The organism is Candidatus Burkholderia verschuerenii (assembly GCF_001189365.1).
GTDB lineage: Bacteria > Pseudomonadota > Gammaproteobacteria > Burkholderiales > Burkholderiaceae > Caballeronia > Caballeronia verschuerenii.
The window spans coordinates 1-21,946 of the sequence record NZ_LFJJ01000080.1 but is presented as its reverse complement, the minus strand read 5'-3'; the positions used below and the strand labels follow the sequence as shown (position 1 = coordinate 21,946).

The following is a 21,946-nucleotide window of genomic DNA, read 5'->3' as shown; positions in this document are numbered from 1 at the left end:
TGGCCATGGCGTAAGCCCTCCCGAGGGCAGGTTGACGAACTGGACATTCATCAACTTACACCACGGCCACCCCTGCCTCTGCGCTCCTGCCGCCTCAGCGTTTTTGCACATCATTCTGCACACTACCTAATCGCATGGCCGCCGCGTATAGTGCGACCCATGTAAGCACACTTTTCCGCTACGAGCGTTCGTACAGGACAGCACGGCAAGGAATGCCGGCCACGCCGCGGACACTCGGGCCGAACAGGGAGAAAGGGAGAAGTCGATGGAATATGCGAATGGCGCGAGCAGGCTGCAGGTCGTGCGCTCCCCCGAGCCCGAAGCGCCGCCGCCGAGATGGCCAAGCTGGCGAAGCGGATCGGCATCTTGATCTACGAGGATTTTTCGCTGGTCGAAGTCAGCTCGATCTCCGAGGTATTTTCGCTCGCGAACGAAGTGAAACTCGGCGCATCCGACGACGAACGCGCGCTGGCGCACATTGACGGCCACGACTCGCCGAACTATTCGCTGCAGTTCGTGTCATCCGAAGGCGGCAGCGTCGCGAGCAGCTGTTCGATGCGCATCTGGACCGAAAGTCTGGAAACGCGCTGGATGAACGAGTGCGACGCGCTGTTCATCGCGGGCGGTCCGGGCGCCGGGCGTGCGCGTCACGATGCGGCGCTCAAGAAGCGGCTCGGCCGCGTCGCGCCGAAGATTCCGTTCATCAAGGCGATCGGCGACGGCGCGCATCTGTTGGCCGCGGCCAATCTGACCTTGCAGAACCGTTCGCTCGATTTCGCCGACGAACCGGAAGAAGCGCTGACTCCGGCGCTGTCGCCGGCGATGTCCAGCGCGCTGTTCATCGCCGAGCAGACGCTCACGCTCGACGATCCGAAAGGCCCCATCGCGGCGGCGCTGTCGATCGTCAAGCGCGATCACGGCGCGGCGGTCGCGCGCGAAGTGTCGGAGCGCACGGTGCCGGGCGCGTGGCAGAAATTCGCCACCGTGCTCGAAGATACCGACGACGGCGGCGTGCGTCAGAAGATCGATGCGGCCGCGCGCTGGATTCGCGAGAACTACGTGAAGCCGATTTCGATCACCGATGCGGCCCGCGTCGCCGCGATGAGCGAGCGCAATTTTCTGCGGCGTTTCAAGGCGCAGATCGGTCTGACGCCATCGGAATATTTGTTACGCGCGCGCCTGGACGCCAGTTGTATGCTTCTTGCCGCCACCGATCTGCCGGTGGACAAGATCGCGCGGCGTTGCGGCGCCGGCAGCGGCGACGGCCTCGCGAAAATCTTTCGCAAGCGCCTGTCGATCTCGCCGACCGAATACCGGATGGCGGGACGCCGAAAAAGCGAGAGCCAGTGAGAACTGGCACACGGTAACCCTCACGGATACGCATGCATTCGAAGATCATCTTTTACCTCTGGGCTTTTTCCAATTTCGGCGATGCGGCGCTGACCCTGCCCCTCGCCGTCGTCTGCGGGCTGTGGCTGCGTTCGGTCGACAAGCGGCTCGCATCTACTGGGCCATCTCGCTCGCCGCGGGCATGGCGCTCGTCGGCCTCTCGAAGATTCTCTACGCCGGTTGCGGCGTGGAAGTCTCGGCCATCAACTTCCGCATGATCAGCGGACACACCATGCTGTCCGCGTCGATCTACACCGTCGCGGGCGGATTGCTGCTCGGCAACTTCGGCAAGGGCTGGTATCGGCTGGGCGCGGCGGGCGGTCTCCTGTTCGCGGCGGCGATCGGCGCGAGCCGCGTGGCGATCCACGCGCATTCGGTCGCCGAAGTCATCGCCGGCTGGCTGCTGGGCGCGGCCATTTCGTTGATGCTGCTGATGCGCGTGTTCGATCAGCCGCGCAAGATGCCGCGCGCGGCCTTCGCGGGTCTCGCGCTGCTGGTGGTATCGACGCTCGCCTACGGCCATCACGCGCCGTTTCAGGCGATGATCGAGCGCTATTCGTGGTGGGTGTGCCAGGGACTCGGCATCGAGTGATGCGCGCCTGAACCGCGCATTTGCGCGATCCCACGTATGATCCACGGTTAATCGGAACAACCCGCCTCGCGCGCTGCTTGCGGACTCGTCGCATCGAACGGCGTGCGCGGCATCGATCCCGGATCATCAGCATGGACCGCTTTTTCGCCATGAAGGTCTTCGCGTGCGTCGTCGAAGCCGGCAGCTTTTCCAAGGCCGCCGACGCGTTGCGCCTGCCGCCCGCCAGCGTGTCGCGCACGCTGCAAGCGCTCGAGGCGCATCTGGGCGCGCGCCTCATCAATCGCACGACGCGCAGCATCAGCATCACCGAGGACGGCGAAGCGTATTACGAGCGCTGCGTGCGCGTGCTCGGCGAAGTCGACGACATGGAAGCGTCGCTGTCGCATTCGAAGCTCAATCCGAAAGGCCACGTCAAGGTCAGCCTGCCGACGGTGATGGCCAAAAGCACCATCATTCCCGCGCTGCCGGAGTTCTTCGCGGCGTATCCGGATATCGGCGTCGAGTTGCTGCTGACGGACCGCCAGGTCGATCTCGTCGAGGAAAACGTCGATTGCGTGGTGCGCGTCGGCGCGATCGGCGATGTCGGGCTGGTGGCCAAGCGCATCGGCGCCTATTCGCAGATCACCTGCGCGTCGCCGGGTTATATCGAGCAATACGGCGAACCGCTGAGTCCCGACGAGAACTCGACAACCACTACGCGATCGGCTACGTGCTGAACCATTCGGGACGCGTGCGCAACTGGGAATTCGATGTCGACGGCGAGGCGCGCACCTTCGAGATGAAGCACAAGATCGCGGTAAACGACGGCGATACCTATATCGCGGCGGGCGTGGCGGGCCTCGGGCTGATCCAGAGTTCGAGCTATACGCTCGAACCGCTGCTCAAGGCCGGCAAGCTCAGGGAAGTGCTGATGGATTACCCGTCGCATCCGCGCGTGGTGTCGGTGCTGTACGCGGCGAACCGGCATCAGCCGCGCCGCGTGCGCGTGTTCATCGACTGGGTGGCGGAACTGTATAGCCGTCTGCCGATCTTTCAGGTGCGGCATCCGGCGGTCGTCGCCGACTAGGCGAGATTTTCCGTCGATGCATCGTGCGCGAACGGCATCGCGCGCCAGTCGAATGCGCGATACGCGCGCTCCAGCGCCGCGAGATCCACGTCGCGCGCGCTCGCGTGCATGCCCTGCAACTGCGGCAGATCGAACTCGATGCAAGCGCAGCGCGGATAATCCCGCGCACGCAAATTCGCCGCGATGGTCGTGAAGCACGCGGTCGTCGGTACGTCGAAACCGGCCGCGATATGCAGCGCCGCCGTGTCGGACGTGACGAGATAGCGCGCGCGCCGGATCCATGCGAGGAAGTCGTCCGTATCGCGCGATTGCGCGCCGATATCGCGATAACGCGGATGATCGACCGCGCCGAAGCCGAGAACCGGCAGACCGAATTCATCCCACACCCGTCCGACGATGCGCGCGCGAACCGCGTGCGGAATGCTGCGCACCGGCGTGCTGGCGTCGGGACAAACAGCACGTACGGCTCGCGAGACGCGATATCGGGCAGCGGCAGATCCGCGAGCCATCGATTGCGCCTGTCGGCGGCGGCGATGCTTTCCGGCGCGACGCCCAGCGCCCACAGGAAGAAATCGATCATCGGCATCGACGCGAAGCGCGGCCAGAACAACTGATTGCCGAGATCGATGCTCAATGCATCGGCGGGAAGACTCGCCAGCGGAACGGGCAGATCGACGATGCGTCCGAAGGCCGGCGCGGCAAGCTCGTACAGACGCTGCACGTAACGCGGCGCGCGCGCGGGCCGATACACGCTGAAGTCGAGCGACGGATGGCGCTTGCGCAACGCGAACAGCGCCGTCAGACCGATGATGGAATCGCCGAGCGTGACGCCGAACGCGTTGATCAGACGAACGTCGCGCGCCTGCGCGTAGTCGGCGGCGAATGGCGCGCGGCCGGCGTTATGAATGGCATCGAGCGGAAAGTAGCCCGCCGTGCTCGCGCCCGATACTTCGAGATCGTAGGGCGCGACGATCTTGCCCTCGCCCGACAACAGCGAACCCGCATGGGTCAGCGCATGAAGGTCGTCGAGCGGTGTCGTCATGCGTGATCCGTGCGGGCGCGGACTCAGCCCGCCGCGCCGCGTTCGTTCGCCGCCTTCGCGACCGGCACGGTCTGCAGATTGGGCGACGTCAGGCATTGATACTCCGGCACCCAGCGACGCAGATCGCGCCGCACTTCATCGTCCGACAGCACGCGATGCTGCATCAGCCAGGGCAGCAATTCGTCGATGAAATTGTCCGGCACGCCCCGCGCCTGCGCGATCCGCAGCTTAGGATGCGGCGTGCGCGTGGTGGTTTCGTCGTCGGCGAGCAGTTCCTCGTAAAGCTTCTCGCCCGGCCGCAGACCGGTAAAGCTGATGCGAATCTGCTCCTCCGAATAACCGTAGAGGCGAATCAGATCGCGCGCGAGATCGACGATGCGCACCGGCTGGCCCATGTCGAGAATAAAAATCTCGCCGCCGCGTCCCATGCTCGATGCCTGCAACACCAGTTGCGCGGCTTCGGGAATCGTCATGAAAAAGCGCGTGATTTCCGGATGCGTCACCGTTACCGGACCGCCGCGCGCAATCTGCTGCTGGAACTTCGGGATCACGCTGCCCGCGCTGCCGAGCACGTTGCCGAAGCGCACGGTTTCGAACTGCGTGCGCGGCGCGGCCTGTTGCAGCGCCTGACACGCCATCTCCGCGAGACGCTTGCTCGCGCCCATCACGTTGGTCGGGTTGACGGCCTTGTCGGTGGAAATCAGCACGAAATGACGCACGTCGTGACGGATCGCCGCGCGCGCCACGCGCAGCGTGCCGAGCACGTTGTTGCGCACGGCTTGCCAGGCGTTCTGCTCTTCCATCAGCGGGACGTGCTTGTAGGCGGCCGCGTGGAAGACGATATGCGGCGTGAAGTGCGCCATCGTCTGATCGAGCAGCAGCGAATCCTTCGCGTCGCCGACGACGGGAATCACCGAGAACTCCGGAAATTTCTCGTGCAACTCTTCGATCAGACGATACATCGCGTATTCGCTGAGATCGTAGGCGACCAGTTGCGCGGGCGAGAAACGCAGAATCTGACGGCACAGTTCCGAGCCGATCGAACCGCCCGCGCCCGTCACCATCACGACGCGGCCGTGCAGCAGTTGCTCGACGTGCGGCATGTCGATTTTCACGGGCTCGCGGCCGAGCAGATCTTCCAGATCGATCTGCCGCACGCGCGACAGAAAACCGCCCTCGCCTTGCGTCAGCTGATTGAGCGCGGGCAGCACCATCACCTTGACGCCCGCGCGCACGCAGAGCGTGGCGACGCGCCGTTGCTCATCGACCGATGCCGACGGAATCGCGATGATCGCGTAATCGGTCTTGTATTGCTCCGCGACGGCGCGCAGATCGCTGAACTTGCCGAGCACCTTGTGGCCGAGCACTTCGCGGCCCTGTTTGGACGGATCGTCGTCGAGCAGGCCGACCAGACGCCATTCGCTGGAACGGGCGAGTTCGCGCGCGAGCATCGCGCCGGCCGTGCCCGCGCCGAGCACGATCACGGGCTTGCCCTGCCCGACGAGCCCGCCGTACAGATAGAACTCCTTCGTCGCCCGATACAACGCCCGCGCGCCGCCCATGCCGAGAAACAACAGCAGCGGCGAGACGATCAGCACGGAACGCGGAATGACCGGAAGCGGTTGCAGCATGACGGCGCCGATCATCACCAGCAGCGCGCCGACGATCACCGATTTGGAAATGCGCATCAGGTCGGGCAGGCTCGCGAACACCCACATGCCGCGATACAGGCCGAAGACGCGGAACATCACGCCATAGACCGGCAAAACCCACACGAGAGAAGACAGCGCGCTATCGAGGAATTCGCGCGGCACCGAGCCGTTGAAGCGAATCAGATAGGCGACGAGCCACGCGCCCGCGACCGCGCACAGGTCGAAGGCGAACGCGCCAGCGGACAGCCACGAAGCTTTGAGTCGATTCATCCGCACTATCCTCAGACTTGTTCAGAGAGTGACGCACAATGACGCCGCCAGCACGTATCGACCAGCAGACCTGCCAGAACCATGACGATTGCCCACGCCGCCACGGCGAGCCATTGCCCGGCGAGTTGTAAGCTCAGCGCGCGATTGGCGAGCGCGACGCCCGCGAACATCAGCGCATACCAGGCCAGCGCCGTGCGCGCGTGACCGACGCCCAGGCGCACCATGCGTTGATAGTAATGCTCGCGATGCGCCTGCCAAAATTTTTCGCCACGCGAAAGACGCCGCAACAGCGTGACCGATGCATCGCCGATGAACGGTGCGAAGACCAGCGCCGGGAACCAGACGGGCCATGCGCCCTTGAGCCAGCCCCAATATCCGAGCGCGCCAGCGAGAAATCCTAGGGGAATCGACCCTGAATCGCCTAAAAATATCTTCGCCGGGTGGAAATTGAACAACAGAAATCCCGCCGCCGCGCCCGCCAGCGCGCCGCTCGCCACGCCGAGCGCGATTTGTGGCACCGGCGATGTCAGCGCGGCCACCGCGTAGCCGCCGAAACCGAACAGCGCCATGCCGCCTGCGAGACCGTCGGAGCCGTCCATGAAGTTATAGAGGTTGGTTAGCCACACCATCAGGAAGCCGACTGCGGCCAGCGCCCACCACGGCACCGGCGCGGGATTCATGGCAATGAGCAATATCACGGCCAGCACATGCGCGCCGAACCTCACGCGTGCGGGCAAGCCACGGCGATCGTCGATTTGCGATACGGCGGCGAGAAAGGCGGCAAGCACCGCGACGAGCCACAGCGACGGCGCGGCGATCAGCATCGCCAGCACGCCGGTCGGGACGATGCCCCAGCCGCCCACGCGCGGCGTCGGCCGGGTGTGTAGCGAGCGTTCGTTGGGGATATCGGTGGCGAGCCGCCACGCGAGGCCGGTGCGCAGCAGCGTTAGCAGAATCAGCGCGCAGACGGCGAATGCCGCGGCGGCCACGCATAGCGCGGCCATCCATGGCGAATCGGCAAGAAAAGGCAACAGCGGGCGGGTCATGTCCCAAATTTCGGTGCAGAGGGCAGATTTTTTTAAGACTCGATCTTGCCGGTTTATTCGTCTTTGGCGTGTTACCGGCGCTTATCGGTTGTTACGGGAGGTTAAAACGCCTCGATATTCAACAATTTACGACTTCGTGGCGTTCAGATACCACGCGGCGGTCGCGGCGAGTCCCGAATCGAGCGAAAACGACGGCCGCCAGCCTAACACATCGCGGATATGGCTCGAATCGACTTGCAGGCTGCCGGTCAGACGCTCGATCTGAGCGGATTTGCCGGTGAGACTGCCCAGCGTCTTCAGCACGCCGACGGGCACCGGCAACAGGCGCGCGGGCCGCTGCAGATGATGGCCGAGCCGCCGCGCCAGTTCCGCCACGCCGGGATCTTCGCCGTCGGTGATGTGGAAGAGCTGATTCGCCGCCCGCGGATGCGTCGCGCATTCGACGAGCGCGCTTGCCAGATTGTCGACGTAGACCATGCTGCGGCGCGCGTCGATGGCACCGATCGGCAGCGGCATGCCCCGGGCGATGGCGCGCATCAGGCTCAGAAAGTTAGCGCGGACTTCGGGGCCGTAGACCAGCGGCGGCCGCGCGATGACGATTTCCATGCCGGTGCGCGCGCCGAAGGCCTGCAGCATGACTTCGGCTTCGGCTTTCGAGATTCCGTACGGATCGGGCGGGTTGCGGGCGTCGGTTTCTTTCAGCGGGCGGCCGGAATCGGCGTCGCCGAGCGCCTTGATGCTGCTGACGAAGACGAAGCGCGTCGCACCGGCCTCGCGGGCGGCTTCGGCGGTTTTGAGCGTGGCGTCGGCGTTGGTGGCGCGGAATTCGGCGAGCGGATCGCGGGCGGCATCGTTCATGACGTGCACGCGGGCGGCCAGATGGATCACCGACTCGCAGCCGGCGAACGTCGCTGGCGTGATGTCGTCGAGCGAGCGCACGCGCACGACTTCGGCGCGTGGATCGGCGGACGCGGACGTGCGCACCACGGCGACGGCTTGCATGCTGGCGTCGCGCAATGCCCGCAGCGCCGCGCGGCCGACGAAGCCATTGGCGCCCGTCACGGCGATTTGTTCGCTCATAGCCACTTCCAGCCGAACCGGTTGAAGAACTTCCAAGCCGACGCCATGAACATCCTGATATGCGCGAAACCCTTGCGCGCCGCGTCGCCGCCATGATGCAGCACGCGCACGGACGGCACGTAGGCGACGCGCGCGATCTCGTGCGTGCGCAGGCTCAGGTCGTAATCCTCGAAGTAGATGAAATAGCGCGGATCGAAACCGCCGAGTTTTTTGAGGACATCGGTGCGGAAGAGCATGAAGCAGCCGCTGATGATGGGGGGGGCCCAGAAGACGCTTGTATCGTCGATGGCGTCGCGTAGTTCGTAGCGGTTCAGACGGTCCGTGAGGAGTTTGCGCAGCGATGCAGGAAGAAAGCCACGTGCGAAAAGGTCAATGACGGTGGGGTAGCGACGGCAGAGGAATTGTTGCTGGCCGTGCTCGTCACGGATATAGGGCGTCAGCAGGCCGATATCTTCATTCGCGTCGAGAAATTGCAACGCGCGTGACAGTGCGTCGTCATCGAGTTCGATGTCGGGGTTGAGGATCAGGTGATAACGCGATGTCGTGCGCTCTATGGCGAGGTTGTGGCCGCGACCATAGCCGACGTTGCCTTGGCCCTGTATCAACTCGGGTACAAATGGCGGCACGCGCGCCGCGTCAGGCGGTACGATGCGTTCATGCATGTCGCCATTGTCGATCAGAAAGAGCGACACCGTGGAAGGTCCACCGCGCGTCGCGAGCTCGCTTATCGCGGCGCCCAAACTGCGCAATGTGTTGTCGAGCATTCGATGATCCGGCCGATACACGACGACCGACACGCTCAACGTGCGGTCGGCACTCGACCAGCTTGGAGCCGAAATGGACGGCATTCTGTTCCCGGATGAAGGCTGTGCGCTAAGCAACTCGCCACGCAGGCGAGCGGTAAAGCGCGATTGTTGCGTAAATCGACTGTTCCATAAAGGTCATCGCCAGATGGGACTCATCTTGTCGCAGGCGCACGTCCAATTCGACGAATAATTTTCACAGTCGTTTACACTTAGCGACATTTATGTTCGCAATCCGCGGCCGGGTCCAGGCCATGCATCCAAATGACGCCTTTTCCTGTTTTTCTCTCGGTCGTGTTACTCGTTCGCAATCAGAGTGCGCGCATTGAATTACTGACGAGCGAAGCCGCGAAAACGGTCAGCCGGCTGGTCAGCGATTATGAGTTGATCATCGTCGACAATGCCTCCGAGGACGATAGCGTGTCGGTCCTTCGCGACCTGACCTCCGAGTCCGGGCAACCGAACCTGCAGGTCTATGCGCTCACCAAGGAAGTCGATGCGGACACCGCCTTCTGGGTCGGCGTCGAAAACGCGCTCGGCGATTTCGTCGTCGTGCTCGATCCGATGCTCGACGACATCTCGCTTGTCGAGTCGATGCTCGAAAAGGCGACCTCCGGCACAGACATCGTCTTGGCCTACAACCAGCAGCGGCCCGCACAGAGTCTGCCCTACAGGCTGGCACACATTGCATTCGACATGCTGTACCGCTATTGCAGCGGCGTGAGATTCGGCGCAGAAGCCCCGCAATACCGGCTGGTCAGCAAACGGGTGATCAACTTCATTCTCCAGCATCCGCAACCGGCCATCACCTATCGTCATCTACCGCTCACCGGAGGCTTCTCGCGCGTAAAGCTGCTATATTCTTCGCCGCCGAAAGAGTCGCGCGCGAAGCGGCTCGCCGAAAGCATGGATCGCGGTATCCGCCTGCTCGTATCGACCACGCGCGCGCCGATGCGTCTCGTCACCATGCTCTGCATGTTCGGCGCGAGCGCGAATCTGGTGTACTCGGTGTACGTCGTGCTGATCGGCCTCTTCAAACCCGATGTAGCGCCCGGCTGGGTCAGCATTTCGTTGCAACAGTCCGGCATGTTCTTTCTCATTTCGCTGGTGCTGCTCGTGCTGGCCGAGTACATCCTCAATATGGCCAGTCTCTCCAACGAAGGACCGCTCTATCACGTCGGTCAGGAGTTCACGAGCGCACGCATGACGCGCCGCGAGAAACTCAACATCGAGGAAGTGGACGCGTCGTTTGGTCACGGCGATGGCCGCACCGAGCGAGTCCACTGATGTCCGCGTCGACTTCGCCGTATGACGCAGTCGTGATCGGCGGTGGATTCTACGGCGCCGTCATAGCGCTTTATCTGGCGCGTCAGCGCGGCTTCAGCCGTGTCTGTCTCGTCGAGCGCGAGCATGCGTTGCTGCAGCGCGCTTCGTATAACAATCAGGCACGCGTGCACAACGGATATCACTATCCGCGTAGTTTCACGACCGCATATCGCAGCCGCATCAATCTGCCGCGATTTGTGCGCGACTGGCCCGAGGCGGTGAAGACCAATTTCATCAAGCTATACGCCATTGCGCGCCGCAATTCGAAGGTGACGGCGAGGCAGTTCGAGCGCTTTTGCCGAGAAACGAGCGCGGAGCTCGAACGCGCCGATGCTTCGCTGCGCGCACTGTTCGAGCCACGTCTGATCGAAGACGTGTTCCTCGTACGCGAATACGCTTTCGATTCGAGCAAACTCGCCGCATGGGCCATGCGGGAGATTTCGGAAGAAGGAATCGAGGTCCGTCTGCGTACTCGCGCGGAAACGATTTCACAGATGCCGGGCGATCTCCTGCAAACCGCACTCCGCGATGCCGACGGCAAGTCATCTACGCTCGCCGCGCGTTACGTTTTCAACTGCACCTACAGCGGATTAAACCAGTTCGGGGGCGATTTCCCCGGCACCCGCACGCAGCTCAAGCAGGAAGTAACTGAAATGGCGCTGATCAAAGCGCCGCCGGAACTCGAAAATCTCGGCATCACGGTGATGGACGGCCCCTTCTTCTCGATGATGCCGTTTCCTTCGCGCAGCCTGCACACGCTTTCGCATGTGCGTTACACGCCCCACTTCCATTGGAACGACGAGCGCGGCATCGATCCGTACGCGCGTCTGAGCGACTATCATCGTGAATCGCGGGTGGATCGCATGATTCGCGATGTCGGACGTTACATGCCTGCCGTTTATGGCGCTAAATACGTCGATTCGCTGTTCGAAGTCAAAACGGTGCTCACCAAAAACGAGACTGACGACGGACGACCAATCTTCTTCGAACGGCACGCCGGACTGCCGCGGTGTTTCTCCGTACTTGGCGGCAAAATCGACAACATCTACGACGTGCTCGAGAAACTCGACGCCGAACCGCTGGACGCCCCGGTCGCACCTCTTCAATCGACATTTTCAAGATGACAAACGCACTCATCGGATATACCGGTTTCGTCGGAACCACGTTGCTCATGCAAGACGCGTTCGAGGCGCTCTTCCGTTCGACCAACATCGGCGACATTGCCGGACAGTCCTACGACACCGTGGTCTGCGCCGGCGCACCGGCGCAGAAGTGGATCGCCAACCGCGACCCGGAGGCCGATCTGCGCAACATCGATGCGCTGATCGGCGCGTTGCGGCAAGTCGAATGTCGTCATTTCACGCTCATCAGCACGGTCGACGTGTTCAAGAGTCCGCTGAACGTGGACGAAGACACGCCGATCGACGAAGACGGCCTGCACGCCTATGGTCTGAATCGGCGCAAGCTCGAAAAGTTTGTGCAGTCGCATTTCGCCGATCATCTGATCGTGCGGCTACCGGGTCTGGTGGGACCGGGCCTGCGCAAGAATGTCATCTTCGATTTCCTGAACGACAACAACGTCGGCTCCATCGACAGCCGCGGCGTGTTCCAGTTTTACCCGATGGTCAATCTCGCCTACGACATCGCGACGGCGCGGCGCGCGGGCCTCAAGCTCGTGCACTTGACCGCAGCGCCGATCAGCGTCGCGGAGATCTCCACGCTGGGCTTCGGTAAGCCTTTCACGCAGGAAACCGGCAACGCCGCCGCGCGTTACGACATGCGCACGTGTCATGCAGCGCTATTCGGCGGCGCCGACGGTTACCAGTACAGCTCGCGCGAAACCGTGCTGGCCGTGCGCGCATATGCGCAGTCGGAGCCAATCACCCTTAAGTCCGACAAGGGAAGCGCGTCATGAGAATCGCGGTATCGAACATCGCGTGGGACGTAGTCGAAGACGAGACCATCGCCGCGCTCCTGCAGCGCTACGGCGTGGACGCCATCGATTTCGCTCCGAGCAAGTATTTTCCGGAGCCCGATGTTGCTACTACCGCGGACATGGCGCGTGTGAAAGACTGGTGGGCACGTCGCGGCATCGAGATGACGGGCATGCAGTCGCTGCTATTCGGCACGACCGGACTGAACGTGTTCGGCGATGACGCGAGCCGGCAGGCCATGCTCGATCATCTCGGTGCGGTGTGCCGCATCGGACAGGGTACGGGCGCGACCCGGCTCGTATTCGGTTCGCCGAAAAACCGCGACCGGAACGGCCTCGACGATGAACAGGCGATGGAGATTGCGGTGGGGTTTTTCCGCCGCCTGGGAGATCTCGCGGCCGAACAGGACGTCATTGTGTGTCTGGAGCCGAATCCGCCTCGCTACGGCGCCAATTTCATGACCACCAGCGACGAAACCCGGCGCGTGGTGGAAGCGATCGCGCATCCCGCGATCCGCATGCAACTCGACAGCGGCGCGATCGCCATCAATGGCGAGACGCCATTCGACGTCGTGCGCGATTGCGCGGCGGCGATCGGCCATGTGCATGCAAGCGAGCCGGATCTCGTGACGGTCGGCGATGGCAACTGTGATCATGTGGCGACGGCTCGTGCGGTTCGCGAGTTTCTGCCCGATCACATCGTCACGATCGAGATGGTGGCGACGAAAGACCAACCGCATCACGTATCGATCGAGCGTGCGTTGCAGACCACGGTTGCGCACTATGGCGCGGCTGCGGCGGGAGCGCACAATCGATGAAGTGGATCATCCTCGCTCTGGGCATCGCATCGAATGCGTCCGCCAGCGTGCTCGTCAAATTCGCGATGCTGCCGCCGCGCAAATTCCCTTCACCTGCCGATCCCATCGCCGCGTTGACCAACTGGCCCTTCTGGCTAGGACTAGCGCTGTATGGCGCGGCTTTTCTGCTTTACGCGGCAGCGTTGGCGCGACTGCCGCTCAACGTCGCCCACCCCATTCTCACGTCGGGCGCCATTGCAACGGTGGCGCTCAGTTCCGTTCTGATTTTCCGCGAGCCGTTCCATTGGACGACTGGTGCGGGCATCGGCCTGATCGTCATGGGCGTGATCGTCCTGACGATGCGGGTCGCGTAACGAGGTTTCAATGAATACCGTCTCGACTCCATCCATCATCGCCGATCGCTCAAGTTGGCAGGTTCCGGACTTCAAGACCCTGCTCTGGCTCGGACGACGGCACGATGCCTGCGTCGTCATACCCGTGATCAATGAAGGGGAACGCATCCGTAACTTGCTTGCCCGCATGAGCGCGCTGAAGATCGCCGATATCGCGGATATTGTCATCGTGGATGGCGGCAGCACTGACGGTTCGCTGGCGGAGGAGTTCCTGCAACAGCACGACGTCCGCGCTCTGCTGCTCAAGACTAGCCCCGGCAAGCTCAGCGCCCAGTTGCGTTGTGCCTACGCGTTCGTGCTCGATCATGGCTATGAGCACATCGTCACCATCGACGGCAACGACAAGGACGACCCCGACGCCATACCGCGATTCGTCGAAGCGCTCGAAGTGGGAGTCGATTTCGTGCAGGCATCGCGCTTTCTGGCGGGTGGCGTCGCGGAAAACACGCCGAAATCACGCGATCTCGCCATCCGCCTGATTCATGCGCCGATGCTCAGTCTGTTCTCGGGTTTTTCGTGGACGGACACCACGCAGGGCTTTCGCGCTTATAGCCGCAAGATGCTGCTTGATCCGCGAGTCGGCATCTTTCGCAATGTGTTCATGAGCTACGAGTTGCTGGTCTACCTGTCGTATCGCGCGCCGAAGCTGGGATACCAGTGCGTCGAGTTGCCGACGGCACGGCGTTATCCCAAAGGCGAAGTACCGACGAAGATTAGTAGTGTGAAGGGAAATTACTCGGTGCTGAAGATGTTGGTCATGGCGTGTCTTGGGAAGTACAACGTCGACGCGTAACGTAGACGCGGCCTTTCCTGAAACGGAGCAAGACCTGTCAAGCAGCTCCCGGATCTCCCCCGGGTGAGCCCACTGCTCACACGCCTCCAAGGCGATAACAATGAAAAACTTTCCACGAAAAAATCCGGTCGAGACTCTGCTGTTCGTTGTGGTCTTCGCGGCCGTCTTAACCCAACTCAAATACCGGGCCATTCCCGCCACACAAGACAATCTCGAACAATGGATCAACATCTCGAACGAGATGTTTTACGGCGCGAAGGATTTCGTTTTTAGTTATGGGCCGCTCTATTGGGTGACGGGCCCGGCGCCGTCGCCGCTGGCGATTCCCGCCTTTAGCACGATGACCTATTGGGCAGGCGTCGTGTTTTGCGCATCGGTGTTTGCATATTTTTGGGCAGCGATCGGAGCTTTGATCTACCGGTCACGCGCATGCCTCCTCTTTGTGGCCGCAATCATCCTTCATGTCCATGGGCTCGCGGAAACGGCCGCCTTTTTCCTCTGGCCGTTGGTCACGGTCTATTACGTCGAATATGTGGACGAGGCCCCCCGGCGATTTGGACGCATTGCGCTCGTGACGCTGGGCATTCTGTCAGGCGTAGCGTTCTACGTCCGATTCTTTTACGGCATGCTCGCCGTGGCCACTTTTGCGAGCTATCTCGTTAGCCGCTTCCGGGTCAAAGGCACGCTCACGGATCTTCTTTGCTTCGGAATCTGTGCAATTGGCGCGTATATCGTCGCAGGTCTGCTGATTTTCCATGATGCGCAAAGCTTGAAGGACTACCTGGTCATTAACAGCCAACTCAATTTCGGCAACTCGGTGGACATGACGCTTCCGGTAATCAACTACTGCCACGTCTTCGTCTTTGCGTTGTTGCCTGTCCTGATCATCAACCTCTACGCGATTCTCTACCGGCGAACGCTATGGCTCACGACGCTGGGCCTGCAACTCGTCTTCTTCAAGATTGGCTTCAGCCGTACCGACCACTATCTCGATTATTTTGTCACGCCGGTTATTATCGTCAGCCTTTTTCTGCTTTTTGAAGGCCGCGCTTTCGCAAAAATCTGCTTCGTTCTCTCGCTTTGTTGTCTCACGCATCTTGCTGCCGTGCCCGCTTACCCGGGCGCTGTGACCCATGCCGCTTTTCAGCCCGTTATTGAAATGTCGACACCCTATTCGGATCGAATGGCAAAAGTCTATGCAGATTTCAAATTACCCGAAAATGTGTTGAAAAAAATCGGTAATGCGAGTGTCGACGTCTACCCCTACAACAATGAATACCTGTTTGCGAATAAACTAAACTATCATCAACGTCCTTTGTTCCAGAACTACATGACGCTGACGCCGAAACTCGATTCATTGAACCGTCAATTCCTTACCGGCAATCAGCGGCCCGATTACATGCTCTGGACTGCGGGAATCGCCTGCCGACGGGCCGATTGCAATCCGTTCGACGGCATCGACGGCAAATACGTACTGAACGAAGATCCGCTTACAAGCACGACGATCCTTGCAAACTACAACGTAGTGGATCGTTTTTCAGTCCGGTATGCGGCGCCGGCCATACTTCTCCAAAAGAACAGGCAAATCCGCCACGATCAACCGGTGACGCTGCCTTCCGAGCGTATGGAGTTTGCTCACTGGTACTCGGTGCCAGAAAACAAACCGGGTGGAGTGATCAAACTCGTCCCCCAACTAAAATTCACCTTATTGGGACGGCTGAATAACCTTTTCTTCAGAGGTCGCGATCTGTCGATCAAATATCGTCTGGCCACGGGTGAAATCAAGCACTACCGTTTGAATATCCTGAATACACCGAGCGGCATCTGGGCATCGCCATTTCTGGATCGCATGGATCTGAGCGGCCAGCGAGTAAAGGCGATCATGCTCGAAGCGCCGGATGCATGGTATTTCCAGCGGACGTTTGGCGCCATATGGCAGCGCATTGATCTTCCGGCGTTGCGGGTCCGGCCGCCCGAGTTTGCAAAAGCAGTCGCGATGGGGGTCGATAAGCAAGCCAGTACTTTTGCGCTGCAATGCGAAGGTTCGATCGACACCATTAATCAGTCGCAGTCCTTCCCGTCGTCGATCGGCCCACAGGACGGTTTGAGCGTGCGCGGCTGGCTGGCTGTCTCCACCCAAACAGGAACAACGCCCGGCGCCACATTTGTCTCGCTGACCGACGCACAACCTATTTTGAGACGCAGCCAACGGAACGTGGTGACGTGGCCGAGTTATTCAGGCATCCGTCTCTGACGATGTCCGGATTCTCGACAATGATCAACGTAAAACAGATTAAAGGCGTGCAGAAGCTGGGTTTGGCCTTTTCATATCAGGATCGGCTGACGAATTGCGGGCAGTTCGCCATTCCGCTGACCTTCAAGTGATCGAGCTTGTTGGTGATGCAGAGGCGCCCTGACGGCGTTTATACGAAGACAGCTATCGCTCCCGACAGAGCGATCTGTCTTCGGTGAGCCGCCGCTCATAAGCAGACATATAGAAGCAGCAGAAAGCTGTTCCGCTGTTAGAATCGGCTGGCAACGAACGCTACATGTCGTAACACCATTTCAATCCAATAATCGTCTAGTGATATGGGGAATGGAAAGTCATGACCGAACCGTCCGATACGGACCGCTACAAGCACTTTGACTCGGACTATTACGAAGATGGTGCGAAGAAAGGCACTGTTTATCGCGATTACCGGGCGGAGACACGTCGAAATCGCACGTATTTCGAAATCGTGGAAACCATTATTGAATGTTTCCAGCCGAAGCGCGTACTGGAAATAGGCTGTGCGACGGGAATCGTCGTAAAGCATTTGAACGATCTCGGCGTGGAAGCTCACGGTATCGACGTTTCAAGCTGGTCAGTTGACAACCGTGAGCACGAAAACGTCATACTCTCGGGCGCGGAGTCTTTGCCTTATCCCGACGACTATTTCGATGTCGTTTTCTCTGTTCACTCGCTGGAACATCTCCCATCTGATGTGAAAGACGCTGCGTTCGCTGAAATGACGCGGGTCTGCGGTTCGGGAATCCAGTTTCACATGCTGCCGATACTCGGCGCCGGACCCTATTGCGGGGACACGTTCGGCCATCTAATTAGCCTTCGCTCCGATCCGACGCACAATCTGCTATTTAATCGTGATTGGTGGCTTCGGGAATGGGGACGGCAAGGTTGGCACGACACATGGCTGCAGATTGCCTTTTTACATGATGGCCAACACTTCGAACTCACGAAATGCCAATACATTCTCAGTCGCTCTCTGACCATTGGCGACTTATACAAACGTGTTCTGCGTCATGACACGCAAGTCGCGCGAGGACTGCATAGTACGTTGCACGGCAAGCCGCCGCCAGGGCTGGATATTCACCTCAAGCGACTCAGTGACACATTTGTTCATTCGGACGCGGCATCTGCCGAAAACCCCGGTACAAGCTGGCACGACATCGCGAAGAGCGGAGATGGTCCGACGGATGTAATCCAGCGATTGCAGCAGGAGGCACGCGCGGCACGCCAGGAGGCCGAGCACTATAAAAAAGCTTATGTGGAAACCATTCACTCGACATGCTGGAAAATAACCGCGCCGCTGCGCTGGCTTAAAACGCGCGGTCGCTCAGGCGGCGGCTGAAGCACCGCGCAGGCGCACCGCGCGGATCGTCGGCTTTCAGGCGAAATGCCCACGATCCGCGATTGTGTGCGTCATTCGTGATAGAAAATCACGCTCGTTCCCTGCCGTTCGAAGCGAAAATCGATAAGCCGCAGATGCGAAAGCGCTTCTTTTACATGGGGCTGTCGTTCCTTCGGAACAAAAAATACCAGGAAGCCTCCACCGCCCGCACCGAGAAGCTTGCCGCCAGTGGCACCTGCAGCCATTGCCGCGTCGTAGCAATCATCGATGAATCCGCTCGAAATACCTTCAGTCAGGCTGCGCTTAAGATTCCAGCTTTCGTGAAGAATTTCGCCGACCGCACCGACATTGGAGGCCGTCAGCTCGCTACGCATGACACTGGCGAGCTCTACCATCCGATGCATCGTCCGGCGCTTGAGCTCGTTGGATGCCATTGCATCGGATTGCTGCTGCAGGATCGCTGACGCGGACCGTGTGATGCCGGTGTAGAACATCATCAACGAGTCTTCGACTTGCTGGATGACACCGTGCGGCGACACGACAGGCTCGATATCGATCGTATCGTCTTCGTTGAAGCGAATGAAATTGACGCCGCCCATCGCCGCGCCATACTGATCCTGCTTGCCAATCGGCTCCTGCAGGATATCGATCTCAATCTGACAAGCCTCGGCCGCGAGATCGTGCTTAGACTTGTAGATGCCCTTGTAGGTATATGCGCAGTGAAGCAAACCCACAGTGAACGCACTCGAGGATCCGAGGCCGCTACCACGCGACGGCACATCTGCCATCGACGTGATCTCCAGACCGCCTTCGATGCCGAGTTTGGTCAGCACGGCCTTCACGATACGATGCTGAATCTGATCGACTGTGTCGACTTCCTCGGTTTGAGAATAACTGACACGGATCGAGTGATCGAAGCGCTTGTTGAGCGTCAGATACACGAACTTGTCGATGGACGTGCTGAGCACCGCGCCACCGTGCTCGCGGTAGTAACTCGGGATATCGCTGCCACCGCCAACGAAGCTCAATCGAAAGGGCGTTTTCGTTATGATCATGGTACGTTTTTAAACAGAATGCGTTGATCCGCGTGTGCGCTGCTCGATTCGATTAGCGGCAGCTCGTCTTCGTTGCGGCTGGCATACAGCGAGGCAATTTCGGCCGCCGCCGTGCCACGCCGTTCGTACTCGGCAACGAACCGCCGATGACGCTCGCTCTCTTCGCTGGCCACGTGAAGTTTCCTCGCCGCGATTCCGCGCAAGGCCTCGCTCATCAGAGCGGTACATCCCTCGACGATCAACACGTCATGCGGCTCGGCCGACAGTCGGAACTGATCGGGAATGCTCGAACGCGTGATTTCGTCATAGCGGGGCGAGAGGACCGTATGACGCCTCGAAGCCAGCTTCGAGATGCACTCCTCGGCATGCTGCATGTCATAGCGTCCCAACACGCCCGGTCCCCGATCGCCCGCGCTCTTTAACCAGTTGTCGAGCGGCACGACCAGCGTCGAAAGATGCGCGTCGCGCAGCACGATGGAAAGCACCGATGCGAACGTCGATTTGCCTGAGCGGGCCGTGCCGCCGATCAAAATCACATCCCCCGGATGGATGCCGGACGCGACTTCTCTGGCCTTCTCCGAAAGCGCGTCCCAGCGATCCAGTATGAGTTCGGCAGCCTCGGCCAGGTCGCCCACGACGAAATCCGGCCGCACCGCGTGCCGCGCATCGCGGCCGCCGTGCCCGGTACGCACGAGGATGGACCGGAGCCCCGTACGCTTTGCCAGCTCAATGTCGGACGTGGAATCGCCGATCATCCACGACCCACGCAAGTCGAGATTCATGTGAGCGGCAGCCTGATGAATCATGCCCGCTGCCGGTTTGCGACATTCGCACACGCGCTTCAACTCGGCCACTTCGCCGGGGAAGCCCGCATCGGGATGGTGGGGGCAGTAATAAAGTCGATCAACGAACGCGTGCCCGGTGCCCAACAACCCGTCCAGTCTCGCGTGTATGCGTGCAAGGTCGGCTTCGGTGCAATCGCCGCGCGCGACGACCGGTTGATTCGTGACGACCACCGTACGGTAATCGGAGCGATTGAAACGCGCCACCGCCGCAGCCGCCCCCGGCAATAACATCAGGTCCTCGACGCGGGAAATGCGGTTGCGCTCTTCGTTGAGCACACCGTCACGGTCGAGAAACACGGCAGGCACGGGATGACGCAGCGACATGCGCGACACGCGACCGCTCTCAAAATCCTTGCGCACTTTCGCAATGCGCTCCGGCGTTCCGGCATCTTTGATGTATTCGGGGCTCAAATACCCGAGAATGCGTTGGCCGCGCTCCAGCATTCGCGAGAAAACATGCTTGCCGAAATCGGGCTTCTCCGGCAATCCGTCGAGATGGGCGAGTGCGTCCCGCTCCAGCACGTACAGCCCCGCATTGACGATGTTCGGATAGTCAACGCCCTCGGGATGCGGATACGGCCGGAACTGACGAACGAAACCATCGTGGTCCAGATCGACGAGATCGGAATCGGCCGGGTGATCGTTCGGATGCAGGAATAGCGTCGCCTGAGATTGCGCGGCTTCGTGATGCGCGACCAGCCGATCGAGATCTACGTCGAGCACGGTGTCGCCATACATGATGATAAAGGTTGGTTCGAGCAATTCGCGCGCGTCGAGCACCGCACCCGCCGTGCCTCTCGCGTCCTCCTCGGCGACACAGCGCACTCGCAGATTCCAGCGCGCTCCGTTACCGCAAAAGGCGCTAATTTGATCGGCGCCGTAGCCGGTCAGAATCAACACGTCGTTACAGGTCTGCGTGGCGGCGATCAGTTCCAGTTGACGCCCCAGCAGCGGCTCACCGCAGAGATCGACGAGCGACTTCGGCAGATCGCCGGTGACCGATTTGAGGCGAGTGCCGCGCCCCCCGGCAAGAATGACGACTTGCATGCCCGTCAGACCAGTCCGCGCTCGGCAGCAAGTTCGACAATTGCGCGGCGCACCGCACCTTCCGAACCGTCAGCGGGCCGCCAGCCGAGCGCGGTGAGCTTGTCGATAGAATAACTGAACCGCGGCACATCGCCGACCCAGCCTCGATCGCCGCCTGTGTAACGCAGCTTTGCGCCGGTCTTGGAGACATCGACGATCGACTGGGCGATGAACGATACCTGCGCGCCGTCGTCTTCCGGTCCGATGTTGTACAGCGCGCGCTTTTCCTTGGCGTTTTCCCAAATGAAAAGCATGGTTTTCACCAGATCGTGAACATGCACGTACGGCTTCTTTTGCTCTCCGTTACCCAGCACTTCGAGCTCGCCGGGCTCCTTGAGCAACTTGTCGATCAGGTCACGAATGACGCCATGCGTGCCCCGGCTGCCCACGACGTTCGGAAAACGGAAAATCCACGCGCCTTTCAGGAACGATTCGACCGCCGCACTGATGATCGCCTCGCTGGCGAGTTTCATCGCGCCATATGCAGAGATCGGCAGCAACGGGCCAAGCGTCTCCACGAGCTTTTCCGGCGTCTCGCCATACACAGCCGAAGTCGACGCGAATGCGAAGCTCTGCATGTCGAACTTGCGTGCGAGCGCCAACGTCTGGAAAGTGGTGAGAAACGTATCCCGCAGATCGATGCCCGGGTCCGCCACACCTGCAGCGATATCCGAATTTGCGGCCAGGTGCCACACCGTGTCGACCTGCGCTTCTTTTTCGAAGACCGGATGGAGCACGCGTGCGACATCCTCCGAGTTCGCGAGGTCGACTTCATAGAAACGGAACGCAGGATTCTTGTTTGCCTCGTTCAGGTTTTCCGCGGTGCCGCGCACCATATTGTCTGCGCCGATGACCTGATGTCCCATCGCGAGCAGACGATCGACCAGATGACTACCGATGAAACCAGCGGCTCCCGTAACGAACATCAACATTGAATCGACTCCCTGAGTGCCCTGCGGCAAATATTGGTGACTGGCAAGACGGCATGAATCGCCATATACATGATTGCGGTAGGGATGTCCATTACTGAACACCCCCCGCACAGATCCCGGCGTGCCCAATTTAGGCACCGGGCTCCTACCTTGAGTGCTTGACGACAAAGCGCCGATCAGGCCATGGATGAAGAATG

At 60.6% G+C, this 21,946-nt stretch carries 18 protein-coding genes and 2 pseudogenes; 12 read left to right on the top strand and 8 right to left on the bottom strand.

The features are described from left to right. Positions 1 to 336: 336 nt before the first annotated feature. From BVER_RS15160 to BVER_RS33875, 4 genes and pseudogenes are all read left to right on the top strand, one after another. Positions 337 to 1,350, top strand: coding sequence for a GlxA family transcriptional regulator (locus BVER_RS15160; protein WP_232316565.1), 1,014 nt, complete (start codon positions 337 to 339; stop codon positions 1,348 to 1,350). A gap of 32 nt (positions 1,351 to 1,382) precedes the next feature. Next, a pseudogene (locus tag BVER_RS15155) lies at positions 1,383 to 1,981 on the top strand (phosphatase PAP2 family protein). A 131-nt stretch (positions 1,982 to 2,112) separates the two neighbouring features. Beyond that, positions 2,113 to 2,697 carry a LysR family transcriptional regulator gene (locus BVER_RS33880; protein ID WP_232316564.1) on the top strand — a complete coding sequence of 195 codons (585 nt, stop codon included), beginning with the start codon at positions 2,113 to 2,115 and terminating at the stop codon, positions 2,695 to 2,697. Beyond that, complete coding sequence (locus tag BVER_RS33875) at positions 2,691 to 3,047, top strand: LysR substrate-binding domain-containing protein (RefSeq protein WP_232316563.1); 357 nt, start codon at positions 2,691 to 2,693, stop codon at positions 3,045 to 3,047. Before BVER_RS33880 ends, BVER_RS33875 begins: the two co-directional genes overlap by 7 nt. Here BVER_RS33875 and BVER_RS36280 read toward each other — a convergent pair. The 5 genes and pseudogenes from BVER_RS36280 to BVER_RS15125 form a co-directional block, all read right to left on the bottom strand. After that, positions 3,044 to 4,089, bottom strand: a pseudogene (locus tag BVER_RS36280) (glycosyltransferase family protein). The gene BVER_RS33875 and the pseudogene BVER_RS36280 overlap by 4 nt on opposite strands. A 23-nt stretch (positions 4,090 to 4,112) precedes the next feature. Continuing rightward, positions 4,113 to 6,011: a polysaccharide biosynthesis protein gene (locus BVER_RS15140; protein WP_050454021.1), complete on the bottom strand. Its 1,899-nt coding sequence runs from the start codon at positions 6,009 to 6,011 to the stop codon at positions 4,113 to 4,115. An 11-nt stretch (positions 6,012 to 6,022) separates the two neighbouring features. Beyond that, complete coding sequence (locus BVER_RS15135) at positions 6,023 to 7,057, bottom strand: MraY family glycosyltransferase (RefSeq protein WP_050454020.1); 1,035 nt, start codon at positions 7,055 to 7,057, stop codon at positions 6,023 to 6,025. 126 nt (positions 7,058 to 7,183) lie between these two features. Continuing rightward, positions 7,184 to 8,137: a UDP-glucose 4-epimerase family protein gene (locus tag BVER_RS15130; RefSeq protein ID WP_050454019.1), complete on the bottom strand. Its 954-nt coding sequence runs from the start codon at positions 8,135 to 8,137 to the stop codon at positions 7,184 to 7,186. Continuing rightward, entirely contained in the window at positions 8,134 to 8,985 is an 852-nt protein-coding gene (locus tag BVER_RS15125; RefSeq protein ID WP_050454018.1) for a glycosyltransferase family 2 protein, read from the bottom strand. Before BVER_RS15125 ends, BVER_RS15130 begins: the two co-directional genes overlap by 4 nt. A 249-nt stretch (positions 8,986 to 9,234) precedes the next feature. On the opposite strand from BVER_RS15125, the gene BVER_RS15120 reads away from it, so the two are divergent. The 8 genes from BVER_RS15120 (at position 9,235) to BVER_RS15085 (ending at position 17,831) form a co-directional block, all read left to right on the top strand. Beyond that, complete coding sequence (locus tag BVER_RS15120; protein ID WP_232316562.1) at positions 9,235 to 10,227, top strand: glycosyltransferase; 993 nt, start codon at positions 9,235 to 9,237, stop codon at positions 10,225 to 10,227. Continuing rightward, positions 10,227 to 11,390 (top strand): NAD(P)/FAD-dependent oxidoreductase, encoded by a 1,164-nt coding sequence (locus BVER_RS15115; RefSeq protein ID WP_050454016.1) that lies wholly within the window; start codon positions 10,227 to 10,229, stop codon positions 11,388 to 11,390. The genes BVER_RS15120 and BVER_RS15115 overlap by 1 nt, the downstream gene beginning before the upstream one ends. Then, positions 11,387 to 12,181 carry an NAD-dependent epimerase/dehydratase family protein gene (locus tag BVER_RS15110; protein ID WP_050454015.1) on the top strand — a complete coding sequence of 265 codons (795 nt, stop codon included), beginning with the start codon at positions 11,387 to 11,389 and terminating at the stop codon, positions 12,179 to 12,181. Before BVER_RS15115 ends, BVER_RS15110 begins: the two co-directional genes overlap by 4 nt. Next, positions 12,178 to 13,017 (top strand): sugar phosphate isomerase/epimerase family protein, encoded by an 840-nt coding sequence (locus BVER_RS15105; protein WP_050454014.1) that lies wholly within the window; start codon positions 12,178 to 12,180, stop codon positions 13,015 to 13,017. The genes BVER_RS15110 and BVER_RS15105 overlap by 4 nt, the downstream gene beginning before the upstream one ends. After that, positions 13,014 to 13,370 carry an SMR family transporter gene (locus BVER_RS15100; RefSeq protein WP_050454013.1) on the top strand — a complete coding sequence of 119 codons (357 nt, stop codon included), beginning with the start codon at positions 13,014 to 13,016 and terminating at the stop codon, positions 13,368 to 13,370. The genes BVER_RS15105 and BVER_RS15100 overlap by 4 nt, the downstream gene beginning before the upstream one ends. Before the next feature lie 10 nt (positions 13,371 to 13,380). Further along, entirely contained in the window at positions 13,381 to 14,202 is an 822-nt protein-coding gene (locus BVER_RS15095; RefSeq protein ID WP_050454012.1) for a glycosyltransferase family 2 protein, read from the top strand. 100 nt (positions 14,203 to 14,302) lie between these two features. After that, the gene (locus BVER_RS15090; RefSeq protein WP_050454011.1) at positions 14,303 to 16,456 is read left to right on the top strand and encodes a hypothetical protein; all 2,154 of its coding nucleotides are present in this window, start codon (positions 14,303 to 14,305) and stop codon (positions 16,454 to 16,456) included. Between the two features lie 352 nt (positions 16,457 to 16,808). Next, a complete protein-coding gene (locus BVER_RS15085) occupies positions 16,809 to 17,831 on the top strand; it encodes a class I SAM-dependent methyltransferase (RefSeq protein ID WP_050454010.1) in 1,023 nt (340 codons plus the stop codon). A gap of 71 nt (positions 17,832 to 17,902) precedes the next feature. Here the strand turns inward: BVER_RS15085 and BVER_RS15080 are convergent, their stop codons facing one another. From BVER_RS15080 to BVER_RS15070, 3 genes are all read right to left on the bottom strand, one after another. Then, positions 17,903 to 18,859 carry a GHMP family kinase ATP-binding protein gene (locus BVER_RS15080; protein WP_232316561.1) on the bottom strand — a complete coding sequence of 319 codons (957 nt, stop codon included), beginning with the start codon at positions 18,857 to 18,859 and terminating at the stop codon, positions 17,903 to 17,905. 23 nt (positions 18,860 to 18,882) lie between these two features. Continuing rightward, complete coding sequence (locus BVER_RS15075; protein WP_050454008.1) at positions 18,883 to 20,778, bottom strand: HAD-IIIA family hydrolase; 1,896 nt, start codon at positions 20,776 to 20,778, stop codon at positions 18,883 to 18,885. 5 nt (positions 20,779 to 20,783) lie between these two features. Next, the coding region (locus BVER_RS15070) for an SDR family NAD(P)-dependent oxidoreductase (RefSeq protein ID WP_232316560.1) at positions 20,784 to 21,946 on the bottom strand (1,163 nt) is incomplete at its 5' end.